The sequence below is a fragment of the Colwellia psychrerythraea genome (genome assembly GCF_000764185.1).
Classification (GTDB): Bacteria; Pseudomonadota; Gammaproteobacteria; order Enterobacterales; family Alteromonadaceae; genus Colwellia; species Colwellia psychrerythraea_B.
The window spans coordinates 392660-410495 of the sequence record NZ_JQEC01000011.1 but is presented as its reverse complement, the minus strand read 5'-3'; the positions used below and the strand labels follow the sequence as shown (position 1 = coordinate 410495).

The following is a 17836-nucleotide window of genomic DNA, read 5'->3' as shown; positions in this document are numbered from 1 at the left end:
TTCAAAGCTTTAAACATTTCACTCGCAGGTAATAAACCAATATTAACCTTTTACTTTATCGCTACTTTCAGCAGATTTATTTTCAACTGCTGGTGTTGCTTCTGTGCTGAATTTATTGTTATTGGCTGGAGTTGCTTGAACCGCAGGCGCATTAAATGGGGTATTAAACTTATCAGAAAGTTCATAATCCCCTGAAGCAGAAATTAACTTGTCATTAGAGAAGTTAATTATAAACTGTTTCTTTACATCAAAATCTTTATTTCGCCCAGACTTTAACTTGTAGACATAACTCCACGTATCATCATTGAAAGCATCGACAACAACTGCACTACCAAGAATAAACTTAACTTGTTCTTTGGTCATGCCCACTTGCAATTTATCAATACTTTTTTGTTCAAGGTAATTCCCTTGTGGAACATCATAGCGATATACCCAGCTAGAACAGGCAGATAACGTAAGGGCTGTAACAAGAATGGCAACACGAAAATACATAAAATTAATTTACCTTTAAGTAGCTCAATAAAAACAGGCTAAAAGTGTGAGCAGGGATAATACCCAAGCCCAGCATGGATTCAAAGCTATTTATTTAATCAATGATAAATTTATACTTTCATTACTAGCATGAAATAAACGGTTGACCTATTTCTAGGGATTCCATTTTTGACAAAATCAAAGGCATGTAAATAACTTAGCTAGCTAATAGCTCTTGCGCATTTGCCAGGCTGTGCTGTGATATTTTATCTCCAGCTAACAGGCGGGCAATTTCTTTGACACGATTAGCCTCACTAAGTTCACTTACTTGTGTTTCAGTTAGTTCGCCATCAGTTGATTTACTGACAAAGAGTTGTTGATGTCCCTTACAGGCAACTTGCGGTAAATGAGTAACACATATGACTTGGGTGTTTTTAGATAACTGTTGCAGTTTTTTACCTACCATGGCTGCCGTCGGTCCGCTAATACCGACATCTACTTCATCGAAGATTAATGTTGGTGTGATAACTTTATCGGCTAAAATAACCTGCATTGCTAAACTGATACGCGACAGTTCACCACCTGAGGCAACCTTGTGCATAGCGTCAAGTGCTTGACCTGGATTGATACTGACCTGAAAGCTAATGTGATCTATGCCATTGGTACTGATAATCTCTTTGCCATTATTTCTATGATTGTCTTGTTGTTTATTACTCTCCACAGCAATATAGAACTTGCCATGGGGCATATTAAGCTCTTGCATGCTTTTACTGATAAGTTTACTGAGGCCTTTTGCTGATTTCTGTCTCGATCTTGATAAGGCTTCAGCACTTTCATGGAAGTGTTGTTTGGTGATCTCTAATTCCTCAATAATGACATTAATTCTAGTTTCATCACCAGAAATTGAGGCGAGTTGTTGTTTTAATTCACTATGAAAGTTGACTAGGTTTTCAGGTGAAATCTGGTGTTTCTTGGCTAATAGTAAGGCGGTAGAGTACCGCTCTTCGATAATCGCATAGCTTTGTGGGTCTAACTCTAACTGTTGATAATAGTGGCTTAAGTCGTTATTGGCTTCATCTAACTGAATCAGTGTCTCAGATAATATAGCGGCAACGTCATTTAATTGATTATCAACGCGAGCGATGGAATTGATATTTTCGCTACATTCTCTAAGTGAATCTAAAATATTGAAATTATCATTTTGTGAAAGGCTTTGTAATGAACTTAAAGTTGAGTCAAGCAGGTCTTGCGCATTACTGTGTCTTTTATAGTCTTGCTCTAAAGTAGAAAACTCGTCTGGTTGTAAAGAAAATTCGTCAAGCTCAGTTACTTGGTATTGAATTAGTTGTTGCTCTGCTTCGCGTTGCTGTTTACTTTGCTGCAATAATTCTAACTCTTTATTGAGTTTGTTCCATTGTTGAGCGTAATGTTTTACTGCACTCAATAGTGGTGAATGATTAGCGTAGTTATCGAGTAAACGACATTGTTGGTTGGCTTTAACGATGAGTTGATGATCATGCTGACCGTGTATATTAATTAATAATTGACCAATTTCTTTTAATTGCACTAACGGGACTTGGCAACCATTAATATAAGATTTCGAACGGCCTTCAGCCGAAATAACACGGCGAAGTATGCATTCACTGTCATGCTCTGCAACAAGATCATGTTGTTTTAACCAGGCTTTTGCTAGTTTATTTTTCTTGGTTTCAAACGTGGCAGCTAAGTCCGCTTTTTTACAGTTTGGTCTCACAACATTGGTCGTTGCTCTATCACCTAAACATAAACCCAGGCCATCAATGGCAATTGATTTACCTGCGCCTGTTTCACCAGTAATTGTGGTCATACCTGGTTGCCAGTCAATATCGAGAGAGCGGACAATGGCAAAATTTTGAATGTTAAGTTGCAGCAGCATAGTTAACCTTAAGCAATAAGCATGAATATAAAACCAGTACCTGTTAATTTATACAGTAACGGGGTTTTATTCAAGCTTATTTGTTTGTTTTTTGTCAATATAAATTTATTTGAAAGTTTAAGTCAGCACGAATAAATAGCTTCAGCTAGGTAAGCGATGTCTGTTTTTCTTATTGTTTGAAGAACGCTAGTTCATCTAAATGACACTGTTATTAAATTTTTTGTTAATGAAACCAGTGCAATAGTACTTAAAATAGCATGAGGGAATTTAGATATCTTAGAGCCCAGGTAAAGCTTTTGTTTGAGTGGAGTGATGACCTGGCTTTATAGATTCGAGGGTAATATCTAAACAGTTAAACCAATGTCTTTGAGAATAAAATAATGACTTTGTTGAACTGTTGAAAGTAATACCTATACAAAAAAAGATTGTATTACTGACGTTTTTCGGTAATACAATCTTGTAGATACCCAGTAAAACAAAAAAGCTAATTCAAGGTAGAGTGAGATAGTTTTATTAAATTAACTATGTCAATACAACTTAAATTTTGGGCTTTTTATAAGGCATCAATATCAATTCTTTTTCTGCTCTTCAGTCTGGTCATCCATTTCCGTTAGGGTAACGGTACCAGTGCCTTCAAGGTTATCCATACGCTTTTGATTTAGTGCTTTTAGTTTTATTGCTTGCTCTTGTGAAAAACGTCCAAAACTCACATTTTTACTCTGCACAAAACTAGTAATCAAACCAGGATTAATGGCTCCAAGAGGAGTCGTTCCATCACTTTTTCCAGCTGTTGGTGTATATGCGCCGATTAGTGCTGCACTACTATTTGAAATACCACCACCGAAACTGCGAGTGGTGCCATATAAATCGGCAACTCGCCAGTTATTGATATTGGCTTTTATTCTTCTAGAATCTTCCAGCTTATATCTCATTGAGCCACTTAAATGCGTGAGCAGGTGCTTTTTTAGGTCAGTTTTAAAGTCTGGGAAATATTCCTCATTTCTTTCATATAAACTTGAAACCCGAAAGGTTTTTTTATCTACGCTGTAGGTACCACGATTGGAGTTAACGAATTCATCTGCATTTGACGTTAAGGATTTATAGACATTTTTTCCAGTATAGGCACTTTTCCTAATATTTGGGCCACCGATAACACCTTGGTAAAGACCGTAGATAATTAAAGGATCAGCATCAAATTTTTCTTTCAAAATTTTATGCTGAATATCATTCAAGCTTAATTCTACGCCAGCAACGTTGAGTAATTTTTCGTCAAGAACAGACTCATCACTTATAAGGAAGTCTTCTAATTTTCTTGCCGGATATATCTTAACAATTTGCTCAAGAATGGTGACGTTGTATAAATTAAGCCAATAGGCAAGCTGTTCTTCTTTGCTGAAATGTTTAAGTTCCACCTCAGAAGGCACCTTCTCAAGGCTTTGTCGAATTTTAGTAAAGAGTACTTTATGTTCTTCTTCTTTATATGATTCAAATATGAAGCGGTTTGCTTCCGTTGCTGTTAACTTATTGATATTTACTTTTAGGCGGGTGCCTGTTGGCGGTTTGCTGGTTTTAGCTTTTGAGCGATTTGATCTTCCCGTAGCTAAAACTGATGAATGCAATAATGCGTCAAGGTCGTTATAGCTTATTTCATAAGTCGATCCAGGGGTGTCTCCCCTAAAAGGCTCTGGTACTTTATCAGCTGCTGCGTTAGCTGTTGTAATAAATACTATTGAAGTACAAAACATTGCTTTTTTGACAAAATTTATTATTTTCATTTTTATTCCCTTCCCTTGTAAAAATTCTGCTTACCATATTATTTAATATTTTATGAAGTGCTTGAATTACACTTTTTACTGTGTTTTATATTCAACCCGTATTGTAAGCACTACATTTCAGTTCACAGTGTTTTATATTATAAGGTTGTATAAAAAGTCAACTATTTTCACTGTGGATGAATAAAAGCGTACTAATCAGCTTTAGCAAAATTTTTCAAAAGCTTAGGTAATAAATTTAGCTTGTAGGCGGTATTAATTCTCAGCTGAATCAAGATGACTGTAAACAGGAATATCGTTGTGAATTTAAAGCGGTTTAACACGGGGTTATATGGTTGGTATACATGCTTAATATCTTCTAAAGTAAGGTTATGAGTTAATGGTAAACGTTGAGTCGCCTGATTAAGCTAAGTTGAACCTGTGACCTAGACGGGAAAGGGAGCCTGTAAAGTTTTGGGAGTGTGCTTTTGGTAAAGTATGTGACTTCCTCTTTAAAATAAACAGGAAATCACATGTTTTGATAGGTATTAAGACTAAAGTCATATTAGGGATATGACAGGGTTTAGTATAATTTATTACCCCAACTTAATTTATTTCGTAATACATTAAAATAGTCGTGATCCAGTGGGTGAATCAAGCGAATACTGCACTCACTCTTTTTGATAATCACTTCATCGCCGGGCATGACTGATAAAATAACGTGACCATCACAGCTAACTTGTAGATTTTCATGATTATCGTTAGCGAGTATTAGTTTTATTTCACTGTTGCCATCAACAACGATTGGCCTACTTGTTAGCGTATGCGGGAACATAGGCACAAGAGAAAGTGCATTGAGGTTAGGTGTTAAAATGGGGCCGCCAGCAGACATAGAGTAGGCTGTAGAGCCCGTTGGTGTTGAGATAATTAGCCCATCAGAGCGCTGGCTAAACATAAAGCTGCCATCAATATACACTTCAAACTCGATCATGCTGGCCACTTTACCTGCATGTAAAACGGCTTCATTAACAGCACTGTTAGAGCTTTTAAGTTTTCCATGGCGATAAACTTCAGCTTCGATAATAAAACGTTGCTCACTGCGAGACTTGCCTGCCAATATTTGCTCTAAAGGCTCGATTATTTCATCAGGGGATAGATCGGTTAAAAAGCCTAAGTTACCGCGGTTTACCCCGATTACACCAATGTTAAAACAAGCCAATACACGTGCCGCGCCTAACATGTAACCATCACCACCTACAACAATAGCTAAATCTGCTTGCTCACCAATATCGGTAAGTGTGCCAATTATCATGTTGTTTATATCGAGGGATTGTGCCACTGAATGTTCAATAATAACTTTATATTTATTGGCTACTAAGTAGTCATGCAATGTTTTTATTGTGGCACTGGCGCCATCATGTTTTGGTTTGCCAATAAGGCCAATGGTTTTATAGAGTTGAGCCATAACGATTATTTACTTAGTTTGCTAGGTATAAGGGCAGTTTCGCTGGAATTTAATCACTTGTAAAGTTCACTTTTTTATAAAATGTATTAAATCGCGCTTGAATCCTTTTCCACAGCCCCCATAATGTTTGCATTAGTTATACAAATTGAGGTTTATACCATGACAACAGAGTCAAAAAACGAAGAAGAGTTAAGTGCTGAACAATTAGCAGATGAAATTGTAAAACAAGCAGAAGAGCAAGTAGAAGAGCAGCATGAGCACGCTGTAGAAGCTATCAGCCCAGAACAAGAAAAGATTAACGAGTTAGAGTTATCGTTAGCGGCGGCACAATCTACTGTTGTTGATCAAAAAGATTCAGTTATCCGTGCTAAAGCAGAGGTTGATAATATTCGTCGTCGTGCTGCTCAAGATGTTGAAAAAGCGCGTAAGTTCGCTTTAGAAAAATTTGCTGGTGAAATGTTAACTAGCGTTGATAACCTAGAGCGAGCTCTACAAAACATCGATAAAGACGATGAAAGTAATAAAAGCATTATTGAAGGTGTTGAATTAACCTTGCAAGGTTTAATTTCATCATTAGAAAAGTTTGGTGTAAAAGCGGTCGATCCACAAGACCAGCCTTTTAACCCTGAACTTCATCAAGCTATGTCTATGCAAGAAGTACCTGACGTAGCACCAAATACTGTTATTGCGGTTATGCAAAAAGGTTATGAGCTAAATGGCCGCTTAATTCGTCCAGCTATGGTGATGGTATCTAAAGCTGCACCAAGTGTTGATGCTATAGCTTAGAGCGTATTTATAACAATAGTTTTAAGTAATCGCTTGAACAAATTGTTGTAACACAGCTAAGGTTAATTGAATTAAAAAGCAAAGGCTTCCACCTTTGCTTTTTTTATGTCTTTTTTATGTACCATCTTTATTTAGTTAACGCTGAAATATATTCAGGAATAGTAGGTCTTTTATAATATAATTTCTTTACGCGATAATATTTAAAATGAATCAACTCCTTAGAAGGGCTTCTTATCTACTAATAAGCTTTATGGCTGTTACAAGTCTTAGTCTGCAAGCCAATGAACAAGCAAAACCATGGCAGTTAAAAACTCAACGCGGTGAGCTGATTAGTCTAGCCCAATATAAAAACAAGCCGGTAATTCTTCACTTTTGGGCTACTTGGTGTCCTTATTGTAAAAAACTACAACCAACCTTAGTCGAATTACAAAAAAAATATCAGGCGCAGGGTGTCGAACTTATCTCAATTAGTTTTAATGAAGATGAAGGGGCTTTGCCTCAAGATGAAATTAATAGCAGGGGTTATTCATTTCTTACAGCTGTAATGGGGGAGGAAGTTGCCAAGCTTTACGATGTTAGTGGTACGCCGACAACTTTTTTCATAAATCGACAGAATGAAATAATATTTAAAACTTCTAGTTCAAATAAGGCCGATCCTCGTCTTGATTTAGCACTCAAAGAAATTACTAAAATTTAATTACTTGTATCTTCATATAAGCTAAAAATGAGCTATTGGTGAGAGCTGATAGGAATCTTGGCCTGATTGAGCATTTTCTTGCTCAATTTCAATAAAAAAATAAAGTTTTTTTAATTTATTCCGTGTGAATAGTTGAAAAGCACTTTGTCGACCCCACTTACTATTCAACAAACAATTTAATTAATATTACTTTGCTTTTTGTTAGCAAAGGATAATGAATAGGAGCTCCCAAGATGGGCAAAATTATTGGTATTGACCTAGGAACAACTAACTCATGTGTTGCTGTATTAGATGGCGACAGTGTACGTGTTATTGAGAATGCTGAAGGCGATCGTACAACTCCTTCAATCATTGGTTATACCGCTGAAGGCGAAACATTAGTAGGTCAACCTGCTAAACGTCAATCAGTGACTAACCCAGAAAATACTTTATATGCAATAAAACGTTTAATCGGTCGTCGTTTCGAAGATAAAGAAACACAACGTGACATTGACATTATGCCATTTGGTATTGTTAAAGCCGATAACGGTGATGCTTGGGTTGAAGTTAAAGGCGAAAAAATTGCGCCACCACAAGTTTCAGCTGAAGTTCTTAAGAAAATGAAAAAGACTGCTGAAGACTTTTTAGGTGAAACAGTTACTGAAGCAGTAATTACTGTTCCTGCTTACTTTAACGATTCACAACGTCAAGCAACTAAAGATGCTGGCCGTATTGCTGGCCTTGAAGTTAAACGTATTATCAACGAACCTACTGCAGCTGCACTTGCTTACGGCATGGACAAAGCGAAAGGCGATAGAGTTGTTGCGGTATACGATTTAGGTGGTGGTACATTCGATATTTCAATCATTGAAATTGATGAAATGGATGGCGAGCACACTTTTGAAGTACTAGCGACCAATGGTGATACTCATTTAGGTGGTGAAGATTTCGATAACCGTTTAATCAACTATCTTGTAGCTGAATTCAAAAAAGACCAAGGCATGGACTTAACGTCTGATCCTCTTGCAATGCAACGTCTTAAAGAAGCAGCAGAAAAAGCGAAATGTGAACTTTCTTCAGCACAACAAACTGATGTGAACTTACCTTACATCACAGCTGACGCTTCTGGTCCTAAGCACATGAACATTAAAGTTACGCGTGCTAAGTTAGAATCTCTTGTTGAAGATATGGTTAAAGCAACACTAGAGCCACTTAAAGTAGCCCTTAAAGATGCAGACTTATCAGTAAGTGACATTGATGATGTTATCTTAGTTGGTGGTCAATCACGTATGCCTATGGTTCAGGCTGCTGTTACTGATTTCTTCGGTAAAGAGCCACGTAAAGATGTTAACCCTGATGAAGCAGTAGCTTCTGGTGCAGCGATTCAAGCGGGTGTTCTTTCTGGTGATGTAACTGACGTTCTTCTTTTAGATGTTACGCCATTATCATTAGGTATTGAGACGATGGGTGGCGTAATGACTGCTGTTATCGAGAAAAATACTACTATCCCAACTAAGCAATCACAAACGTTCTCTACAGCTGATGATAATCAATCTGCTGTTACTGTTCATGTTTGTCAAGGTGAGCGTAAGCAAGCCTCTGCTAACAAATCTTTAGGTCAATTTAACCTTGAAGGTATTGATGCAGCACCACGTGGTACGCCACAAATCGAAGTAACTTTCGATATTGATGCTGATGGTATCTTGCATGTTACAGCTAAAGATAAAAATACCGGTAAAGAGCAAAAAATCACTATCAAAGCTTCTTCTGGTTTATCTGATGAAGAAGTAGAGCAAATGGTACGTGACGCTGAAGCAAATGCTGATGCTGATGCTAAATTTGAAGAGTTAGTTACTGCGCGTAACCAAGCTGATGGTATGGTTCACGCTACTCGCAAGCAAGTTGAAGAAGCAGGCGAAGAGTTACCAGCTGAAGATAAAGAAAAAATTGAAGCAGCATTAACTGAGCTTGAAGAAGCAGTTAAAGGCGAAGACAAAGAAGCGATTGATGCTAAAACTCAAGCGCTAATGGAAGCTTCAGCTAAGTTAATGGAAATTGCTCAAGCTAAGCAACAAGCTCAAGGCGCTCCTGAAGGTGCTGAACAAGCAGCTGATGCTGGCGCTCCTGCAGATGACGTAGTTGACGCAGAATTTGAAGAAGTTAAAGACGATAAGTAATAGTTTTTTGAATCGTTAAGCTGTCGTTAAATCGCTTAATTTTCACGTCGAAGGTACTCACGTATAGTCATACGCTCCGTGCCTTCTTCTTGAACTAAAGCAATTTAACTTAATCTTAGCGCTCAAAAGAGTTAAACTATGTCATCTGTACTTGCTGCAGAAAATAAAGCGTCGAGATTACTCGGCGCTTTTTGTGTATATAAAATCAGATATTAATTTTAAAATTAGTGCTGGTTTTCTTGATTTTTTTTGAAGAGAAACACTTTAAAAAAATGAAGAAAATCAGTCCTGTACCGAGGTTAAATAACCATCTTGCTGAGCGAGAAATAATTTAATAACCTTGGTATTATCAACTTGAAGTAAAGAAATATATTTATGTCGAAACGTGATTATTATGAAACGCTAGGTGTTAGCCAAGACGCCACTGCAAAAGAAGTCAAAAAAGCTTATAAAAAGTTAGCAATGAAGTATCACCCAGATCGTACTCAAGGGGATAAGGCTAAAGAAGAAACGTTTAAAGAAGTTAAAGAGGCTTATGAAATCCTTAATGACGAGCAAAAGCGTGCTGCTTACGACCAATATGGTCATGCTGCTTTTGAACAAGGTGGTGGCGGTGGTCGTGGTGGTTTCGGCGGCGGTGGTGGCGGTTTTGGCCAAGACTTCGGCGATATATTCGGTGATATCTTTGGCGGCGGCGGCGGTGGTCGTGGTCGCCAACGTCAGCAACGAGGCTCAGATTTACGTTATAACGTAGATTTATCACTGGAAGATGCTGTTAAGGGCAAAAGCTTAGAGATTAAAGTACCAACTTATGTAAGTTGTGATCCTTGTGATGGCTCAGGTGCTAAACCTGGTACTTCAGCTAAAACCTGTAGTACTTGTCATGGCCATGGCCAAGTACAAATGCGTCAAGGTTTATTTGCCGTACAGCAAACCTGTCCTACTTGTAGCGGTAACGGTAAAGTTATTAGCGACAAGTGTACTTCATGTCGCGGTCAAGGCCGTGTTGAGAAAAATAAAACCTTATCCGTGAAAATTCCAGCAGGTGTTGATACCGGCGATAGAATTCGTTTATCGGGTGAAGGTGAAGCCGGAGAGCATGGTGCACCAGCAGGTGATTTATACGTACAAGTAAATGTACGTGATCATGGTATATTTGTACGTGATGAAAACCATTTATATTGTGAAGTACCAATTAGTTTCGTTACTGCTGCTTTAGGTGGTGAAATTGAAGTACCAACACTTGGCGGTAAAGTTAAGCTTAAAGTACCTAAAGAAACACAAACAGGTAAAATGTTCCGCTTACGTGGTAAAGGCGTTAAATCGGTACGTAGTTCTTCTACGGGTGATTTAATGTGTAAAGTCGTTATTGAAACACCAGTAAACTTATCAGGTGATCAAGCTGATCTATTACGTCAATTAGAAGAGAAAATGGCGAGTAGTAGTAAAAAACATAGCCCTAAAGAAACTGGTTTCTTTGATGGTGTGAAGAAGTTTTTTGATGACCTTAAAAGCTAACAGCTAGCTCGTTATTTAGAAATCATGAAAATCCCGCGTTATTAAACAATAACCGCGGGATTTTTTATGTTTTATATTTACTTCGAGTGACAAATTAGAGGGTGATTTAAAATAAGTTATTGATTATGTTATATTATACTTTCAAATAGCATGGGAATTCTATACAGTATCGCCTCTCTGTGAACCTCTTTAAAAAGGAATTTACCATGAAAAAATTTATATCAACCAGCATTGCTGGTTTTTTACTAGCGTCATCAATGAATGTTCAAGCCGAAGGACCTGTTCTTTCTGAAGACTTCAAGCAAGTTACCCTTGGTGTAGGGGTGTATTCATTAGTTATTGCCGATGATAATAACTATTATCAAGATGATGAATTAAGCGGCTTTGGGATTTCAGCGATGTACTCCTTCAATGACAGTTTTGCTGTTAGAGGTCAATATTATTCACTTGAACATGATAGTTTTTCCGCTATTGAAGATAAGGGCTTTGATATTGTTGCTTATTTTGGAACCGGATTAGCAACTACCGGCTTTAAAGCATATATCGGTGGTGGTGTATTTAATGAAAACTGGAAAACTACCGGCTTTAAACAAGGTTTTTCTGGGTTGCAACTGAACGGTGGTGTTGGTTATAGCTGGGACGTAATTGCTTTAGATTTAGTACTTGGTATACGTGAAGCGGGGGATTATAAAAGCTTTAGCGCCGACCAAGGCATCACTATCGACCCTAGTGCAGTTTCCAGCTCTTTAATTATATCAGCAAGATTTTAAATTATTGGCTAAAAGCACTTTTTAGTGCTTTTAGCTTGCATCAATAACTTAATGGATTTGGTCTGCGTTACTCGTCAAAATTGGGTAGAACGCCACTACGACTATGATCAAATACCAATGATGTTTCTACCGTGGTAACTTCTTCTCGAGAAGTAATATTTTTGAAAACAAATTGACGTAAATGCTCGCTATCTTTTACCGACATATGGATGTAATAATCATAGCTGCCACCCATGTGATATAAATTTAATATCTCTGGATACATTAATAAATCATCACGTAATGAATTAACGATTTCTTCAGAGTAGGGTTGTAGGCGAATTGCTGCAATCGCTTCGATATTACCGCCGATAGTTTTTAAATTAACATCAATAAAGGCACCTTTAATTACACCGCTTTGTTTTAAGCGCTTAACTCGCTCTAAACAAGTCGAGGGAGCAATACCAATTTGGGCAGCAAGCTCTTTATTGGTAATGTCTGCATCTGCATAGAGTATGGTTAATACTTGTAAATCGATGCTATCTAGCTTCTTCATTAGTCACCTGTAAAATTATTAGCACTTAATTAACTAAATACTACACTTATTTCAGGTAGTGAGACTAGTTAAATAAAGCTATTATTTGAATTTTTGACGTAAATTATTAAATTATCCGAATTATTTTTTGACTTTAGTTAATATTCTTGTGTTATGTCGTGATTAAGTCGTTACAAATAATCACATCGATAATGTTTGCCAGTGCTAGGTAATTTGACATATTATGACGTAGTACTTCATTCCCATTACTTCTAGTTAGAAAAATTAAAAAGGTTTACTCTATGACTTTGCTTTGGATACCCTTGTTATCCTTACTTGGCAGTATTATTTCTTCAATGACGGGTAAATTATCACGTAATCAATCGACTGCATTGACTATGTTAATGCCGATCATTGCATTATTCATGACGATTGACTTAGCGCCTGCGGTGTTCGCAGGTGACGTTGTTCGTGAGACTATTTCTTGGATTCCGTTACTCGGGATAGACATTGCGTTTCGCTTAGATGGCTTAGCGCTGTTGTTTGTGTTTATGATCTTAGTCATAGGTATATTAGTTATATTTTATGCTCGTTATTACTTAAGTAGTAATGATTCTATGCCTAAGCTTTACGCATATTTGATGTTATTTATGACGGCGATGCTTGGCATTGTCATGTCAAACAATGTCATTCAGCTGTGGTTTTTTTGGGAACTAACCAGTATTAGCTCATTTTTGTTAATTAGCTATTGGTGGCACAAAGCAGAAGCGCGTAATGGCGCAATAATGGCATTAACCATAACCGGTGGCGGTGGCCTGGCATTATTAGGTGGTTTGCTTTTATTGGGTAATATCGTTGGTAGTTATAATTTAGATGTTATTTTAGCCAGCAGAGATATTATTCAAGCACATGCTTGGTACGAAGTAACTTTAATATTAATACTGCTTGGCGCTTTCACTAAGTCAGCACAATTTCCTTTTCATTTTTGGTTACCACACGCAATGGCCGCGCCAACGCCAGTAAGTGCTTATTTGCACTCGGCCACTATGGTGAAAGCAGGGGTGTTCTTATTAGCGCGTTTTTATCCAGCTCTAGCGGGCACTGATATATGGTTTATTGTGGTCAGTTTAACAGGGCTGGCAACACTATTGTTTGGCGCATATGTAGCGCTATTTAAACATGACTTAAAAGGTTTATTAGCCTATTCGACTATTAGTCACTTAGGTTTGATCACTTTACTCTTTGGTTTAGATACCAAACTTGCGGCAGTAGCGGCGATATTCCATATAATTAATCACGCAACTTTTAAAGCCTCATTATTTATGGCAACCGGTATTATTGACCATGAAACCGGTACACGTGACATGAGAAAACTCAATGGTATGTGGCGATTTATGCCTTATACCGCAACGCTTGCGATGGTTGCGGCGGCGGCGATGGCAGGAGTGCCATTACTAAACGGCTTCTTGTCTAAGGAAATGTTTTTTGCTGAGACCCTACACCAACAGTTACTCGGTTCAATGTCATGGCTTATTCCTGTATTTGCTACAATCGCAGGGGCTTTTGCTGTGGCATATTCAGCTCGATTTATTCATGATGTATTCTTTAATGGCGAGCCTGTTGATTTACCAAAACAGCCAAGTGAGCCACCTCGTTATATGCGAGTGCCCATTGAAGTACTGGTTGCTTTATGTCTGATGGTGGGGATATTTCCAAACTTTATAATTGACGATATTTTAAAAGCAGCTTCTTTTGCTGTACTCGGTGGTTATGTACCAGAGTTTAAAGTTGCGTTATGGCATGGTTTTAATCTACCGCTACTAATGAGTGGTATTGCTGTAACAGGTGGTTTATTGATTTATTCACAACGCCGTTACCTGTATCAATTTCAAGCTTCATTGCCAACATTGAATGCTAAAAAAGCTTTCGATAACACACTTTATGTGATGGTAAAGTGGTGTCAGCGCAAGGTACATGCCATAGAAAATGGCTCTTTACAACGTTACTTAGTATTGATGTTTATGGTTGTGTTATTTTTAGCAGGTTGGCCACTCTTTGAAATGAGCCAATTAAGCGGGCAAAAACAACTGACACCGATTGATGTGCATAATGCCATGGGTGCCGCGTTATTAATGGCGGGTGCGATTAGTACTGTTATTTGGTATCGCACACGTGTGGTATCGTTATTGATGCTCTCGGTAGTGGGGTTAATGGTGTCGGTCGCGTTTACTCGATTCTCAGCACCTGATTTAGCTTTGACACAATTAACCGTTGAAGTAGTCACTATTATTCTACTTATGCTGGCATTGTTCTTCTTACCTCAACATTCACCCAAAGAGTCTAGCTCAATGCGTGTTTTACGTGATTTAGGCATATCAGGCGCTTTGGGCATTGTTGTCGCTAGTATTTGTTATGCATTAATTACCCGGCCACTTGAGTCAATCTCAGACTTTTTCTTAGCCAATGCTAAAACTGGTGGCGGTGGTACTAATGTTGTTAATGTTATTTTGGTTGATTTCCGTGGTTTTGATACATTAGGCGAAATTTGTGTGCTGGGTATTGCCGCATTAGGTATTTACAAGTTATTAGTCAATTTACCGTTATATATTCCTGATAGTGATAGCAAAGGTCGACCATGGGCGAAAGAGCGTTACCCTATTTTATTAGCTAGTATCTCTCAATCATTACTGCCTTTGGCATTAATGGTATCGTTTTATATATTTTTACGTGGCCATAACCTGCCAGGTGGTGGATTTATTGCAGGTTTAGTGACTGCTGTCGCTTTTATCTTGCAGTATATAGCCCATGGATCAAACTGGATTGCTGAGCGTATTACGATAAATTATCGTAAGATTATTGCATCAGGCATTGCTATTGCGTTATTTACTGGGGTTGGTAGTTGGTTCTTTGGCAGGCCTTTCATGACAACTTGGTTTGAGTACTTTGATATTCCTCTTATTGGCGAAATTGAACTCGCCAGTGCGTTGATATTTGATGTAGGTGTTTATATTACAGTCGTTGGTTCTACTTTAATGATTTTGGCAAGTCTTGGTCAATTAACTGCAAGTGAGCCAGCTAATGCTCCTAGTAAAGAGGTAAATATTTAATGGAGTTACTGTACGCATCCTGTGTTGGGATTTTAGTGTCTTGTGGCGTGTTTTTAATATTACGCTCTAGGACTTTCCCTGTTGTCTTAGGTTTAACCATGTTTTCTTATGCGGTTAATTTATTTCTATTCTCATCTGGGCGGCTAAGCCTTAACCAAGCAGCGGTACTTGGCTACAGTTCAGAATATGCAGATCCTCTGCCGCAAGCTCTAGTCTTAACCGCTATTGTTATCGGTTTTGCCATGACTGCCTTTGTGGTTATTTTAGCTATCAGAGGGCGCGTTGATTTAGGAAGTGACCATGTAGACGGACAACTTCCTAATAAAGGCAGCAATAAAAATAAAGACAAAAATAAAAAGGTCAAAATATGATGCAAAATTTGAGCTTTTTACCGATCTTATTACCTATGTTGGCAGGTGTTATTTTATTAATGCCGCCTTTTTGCAATAATAAAACCAGTAGAAGAATTACTTCTGTAGTGCTCAGTACCGTCACTTTTCTAGTTTCATTGGCGCTATTACTGAAAGTTCAAGCAGACGGCACGCAAGTTTATGCAATTGGAGATTGGAGTGCGCCTTTTGGTATTGTGCTAGTCGCTGATCCATTATCTACCTTGTTAGTGTGCTTAACTACATTACTCGGACTTGTTTGCGCTTTATATGCCAGTGCGGGAGATGATGAAAAAGGAAGCTTTTTTCATCCGCTAATACACTTTTTAATTTTAGGTGTGAATGGTGCATTTTTAACGGGTGATGCTTTTAATCTATTTGTATTTTTCGAAGTATTGCTCATCGCCTCGTATTCATTATTAATGCACGGCGGAGACAAAAGAAACACCCGTGCAGCTTTACAATATGTAATTATGAACCTTGTTGGTTCTGCGATATTTTTGATTGGCCTGGGTGTTCTCTATGGTGTCTTAGGTACACTAAATATGGCTGATATGGCCCAGAAAGTTGCACTTTTACAAGGTGATGATGTTTACCTCGCCAAAATAGGTGGGCTGTTGTTATTGGTAGTATTTGCTTTAAAAGGCGCCTTGTTACCACTACATCTATGGTTACCAAATACTTACGCAACTGCGATGCCCGTTGTCGCGGCATTATTCGCAATTATGACAAAAGTTGGCGTTTACTCAATGATGCGTGTTTATACACTAATTTTTGGTGATGAAGCGGGTGAGTTAACTCATATGGCGCAAAGTTGGTTGTGGTGGTTAGCACTAGCAACAATTGCGATGGGCGCGGTGGGCGTTTTAGCGAGTAAAGACTTAAGGAAGTTAGTCGCTAACTTGGTTATTGTCTCTGTGGGGACTTTAGTCACATTAGTTGCTGTACAGACCATTGAAGCCAGCGCAGCAGCTATTTATTATTTAGTCCATTCAACCTTGGTAACGGCTGCACTATTCCTATTGGCAGATTTAATTGGCCGTCAGCGTGGTGAAGTTGCAGACCACATTTCTGCAGGTCCGCCAGTGGCTCAGCCAAAATTACTAGGTTTTCTATTTTTAGTTGCTGCAATTGCGGTGATAGGCATGCCACCCTTGTCGGGCTTTATTGGTAAAGTGTGGCTGCTTAAAGCAACATTAAATGCTGAATATACTTTTGTTTTTTGGCCGCTCTATTTATTGGCAAGTTTAGCTATATTGCTGGCAGTGTCTAAAGCAGGTAGTACAGTATTTTGGCATCACCATGACACTCACACCCAAAGTGCTGAGCAAGCGCGAGTTCACCCTGCACAGTTAATGGCATTGCTAATTCTTATTTGTGGCGCGCCATTAATGAGTATTTTTGCGGGACCATTAAGTGAATATGCAATTGGCGCTGCTAGCCAGTTACATGATTTTGACAACAATATTAAAATAATTCTTGCTGGAGGCCAATAATGCGTTTAGAAGCACGGTTTACATGGTTACCCACGCCTGTTTTGAGCCTTTTGTTATTTATTGTATGGTTATTACTAAATAACAGCGTATCAGCCGGACATATTGTTTTGGCTGTTATTTTAGCCATAGTCATTCCTTTGGTAGTTAGTCCATTTAGAACTAAGCAGCCATTAATTATAAAGCCCGGTTTGGCGTTACGCCATTTACTCTTGGTGTTATATGACATTGTTACTGCGAATGTTCAGGTGGCTATTTTGATATTAGGCCCAACAAGAAAATTAACCCCTGGCTTCGTGAAAGTTCCGCTTGATTTAACGCACAGTACACCAATTACCATTTTGGCCAGTACGGTGTCATTAACCCCTGGAACAGTCAGTGCAGAGATATACCCTTGGAGCGAGAACTTGATTGAAGGTGCAGAGCCTGAACAAGTTTATTTATTGATACACGTATTAAATCTTACTGATGAACAGGCCTTAATTAAGACTATTAAGCAACGCTATGAAGCACCTCTTAAGGAGATATTTAAATGCTAGAAAATGTAATTTTAATTGTCTTTGCCATGATAGGTGTATCGTTATTGTTAAACTTATGGCGCCTATTAATCGGTCCTTCTGTACCTGATAGGATACTTGCTCTTGATACTATGTATATCAATACTATTGCCTTGATCATCTTATACGGTATGAGTATGGGCACTGCATTATATTTTGAAGCTGCGTTGTTAATCGCTATGTTAGGTTTTGTCAGTACAGTTGCAGTATGTAAATACTTGCTACGTGGCGATATTATCGAATAGAT

15 protein-coding genes are annotated in these 17836 nt (G+C 38.2%); 10 read left to right on the top strand and 5 right to left on the bottom strand.

Going from position 1 to position 17836, the window contains the following annotated elements; genetic code table 11:
- Positions 1-42 precede the first annotated feature (42 nt).
- The 4 genes from GAB14E_RS16400 to nadK form a co-directional block, all read right to left on the bottom strand.
- Complete coding sequence (locus tag GAB14E_RS16400; protein WP_033081334.1) at positions 43-492, bottom strand: outer membrane protein assembly factor BamE; 450 nt, start codon at positions 490-492, stop codon at positions 43-45.
- A 196-nt stretch (positions 493-688) separates the two neighbouring features.
- A complete protein-coding gene (gene recN, locus GAB14E_RS16405) occupies positions 689-2386 on the bottom strand; it encodes a DNA repair protein RecN (RefSeq protein WP_033081333.1) in 1698 nt (565 codons plus the stop codon).
- Positions 2387-2955: 569 nt separating this feature from the next.
- Positions 2956-4161 (bottom strand): DUF547 domain-containing protein, encoded by a 1206-nt coding sequence (locus GAB14E_RS16410; protein WP_033081332.1) that lies wholly within the window; start codon positions 4159-4161, stop codon positions 2956-2958.
- Positions 4162-4720: 559 nt separating this feature from the next.
- The gene (gene nadK, locus GAB14E_RS16415; RefSeq protein ID WP_033081331.1) at positions 4721-5602 is read right to left on the bottom strand and encodes an NAD(+) kinase; all 882 of its coding nucleotides are present in this window, start codon (positions 5600-5602) and stop codon (positions 4721-4723) included.
- Positions 5603-5761: 159 nt separating this feature from the next.
- On the opposite strand from nadK, the gene grpE reads away from it, so the two are divergent.
- From grpE to GAB14E_RS16440, 5 genes are all read left to right on the top strand, one after another.
- On the top strand, positions 5762-6388 hold the full coding sequence (gene grpE, locus GAB14E_RS16420) for a nucleotide exchange factor GrpE (protein ID WP_033081442.1): 627 nt from the start codon (positions 5762-5764) through the stop codon (positions 6386-6388).
- A 250-nt stretch (positions 6389-6638) separates the two neighbouring features.
- Positions 6639-7085: a peroxiredoxin family protein gene (locus GAB14E_RS16425; RefSeq protein WP_231561998.1), complete on the top strand. Its 447-nt coding sequence runs from the start codon at positions 6639-6641 to the stop codon at positions 7083-7085.
- A gap of 233 nt (positions 7086-7318) precedes the next feature.
- Positions 7319-9241: a molecular chaperone DnaK gene (gene dnaK / locus GAB14E_RS16430; RefSeq protein ID WP_033081329.1), complete on the top strand. Its 1923-nt coding sequence runs from the start codon at positions 7319-7321 to the stop codon at positions 9239-9241.
- A 375-nt stretch (positions 9242-9616) separates the two neighbouring features.
- Positions 9617-10759, top strand: a complete 1143-nt coding sequence (gene dnaJ, locus GAB14E_RS16435; protein WP_033081328.1) for a molecular chaperone DnaJ — start codon at positions 9617-9619, stop codon at positions 10757-10759.
- Between the two features lie 206 nt (positions 10760-10965).
- Positions 10966-11529 (top strand): hypothetical protein, encoded by a 564-nt coding sequence (locus GAB14E_RS16440; RefSeq protein ID WP_033081327.1) that lies wholly within the window; start codon positions 10966-10968, stop codon positions 11527-11529.
- 67 nt (positions 11530-11596) lie between these two features.
- On the opposite strand, the gene GAB14E_RS16445 is transcribed toward GAB14E_RS16440, so the two are convergent.
- Entirely contained in the window at positions 11597-12064 is a 468-nt protein-coding gene (locus GAB14E_RS16445) for an Lrp/AsnC family transcriptional regulator (protein WP_033081326.1), read from the bottom strand.
- A 281-nt stretch (positions 12065-12345) separates the two neighbouring features.
- Here GAB14E_RS16445 and GAB14E_RS16450 point away from each other — a divergent pair, with 281 nt between their 5' ends.
- From GAB14E_RS16450 to GAB14E_RS16470, 5 genes are read left to right on the top strand one after another with little or no spacing between them, the layout of a single operon-like run.
- Positions 12346-15150 (top strand): monovalent cation/H+ antiporter subunit A, encoded by a 2805-nt coding sequence (locus GAB14E_RS16450; RefSeq protein ID WP_033081325.1) that lies wholly within the window; start codon positions 12346-12348, stop codon positions 15148-15150.
- On the top strand, positions 15150-15521 hold the full coding sequence (locus GAB14E_RS16455; RefSeq protein ID WP_033081324.1) for a Na+/H+ antiporter subunit C: 372 nt from the start codon (positions 15150-15152) through the stop codon (positions 15519-15521). Before GAB14E_RS16450 ends, GAB14E_RS16455 begins: the two co-directional genes overlap by 1 nt.
- A complete protein-coding gene (locus GAB14E_RS16460; RefSeq protein ID WP_033081323.1) occupies positions 15518-17035 on the top strand; it encodes a monovalent cation/H+ antiporter subunit D in 1518 nt (505 codons plus the stop codon). The genes GAB14E_RS16455 and GAB14E_RS16460 overlap by 4 nt, the downstream gene beginning before the upstream one ends.
- Positions 17035-17571 carry a Na+/H+ antiporter subunit E gene (locus tag GAB14E_RS16465; RefSeq protein WP_033081322.1) on the top strand — a complete coding sequence of 179 codons (537 nt, stop codon included), beginning with the start codon at positions 17035-17037 and terminating at the stop codon, positions 17569-17571. The genes GAB14E_RS16460 and GAB14E_RS16465 overlap by 1 nt, the downstream gene beginning before the upstream one ends.
- A complete protein-coding gene (locus GAB14E_RS16470) occupies positions 17565-17834 on the top strand; it encodes a K+/H+ antiporter subunit F (RefSeq protein WP_033081321.1) in 270 nt (89 codons plus the stop codon). The genes GAB14E_RS16465 and GAB14E_RS16470 overlap by 7 nt, the downstream gene beginning before the upstream one ends.
- Positions 17835-17836 lie beyond the last annotated feature (2 nt).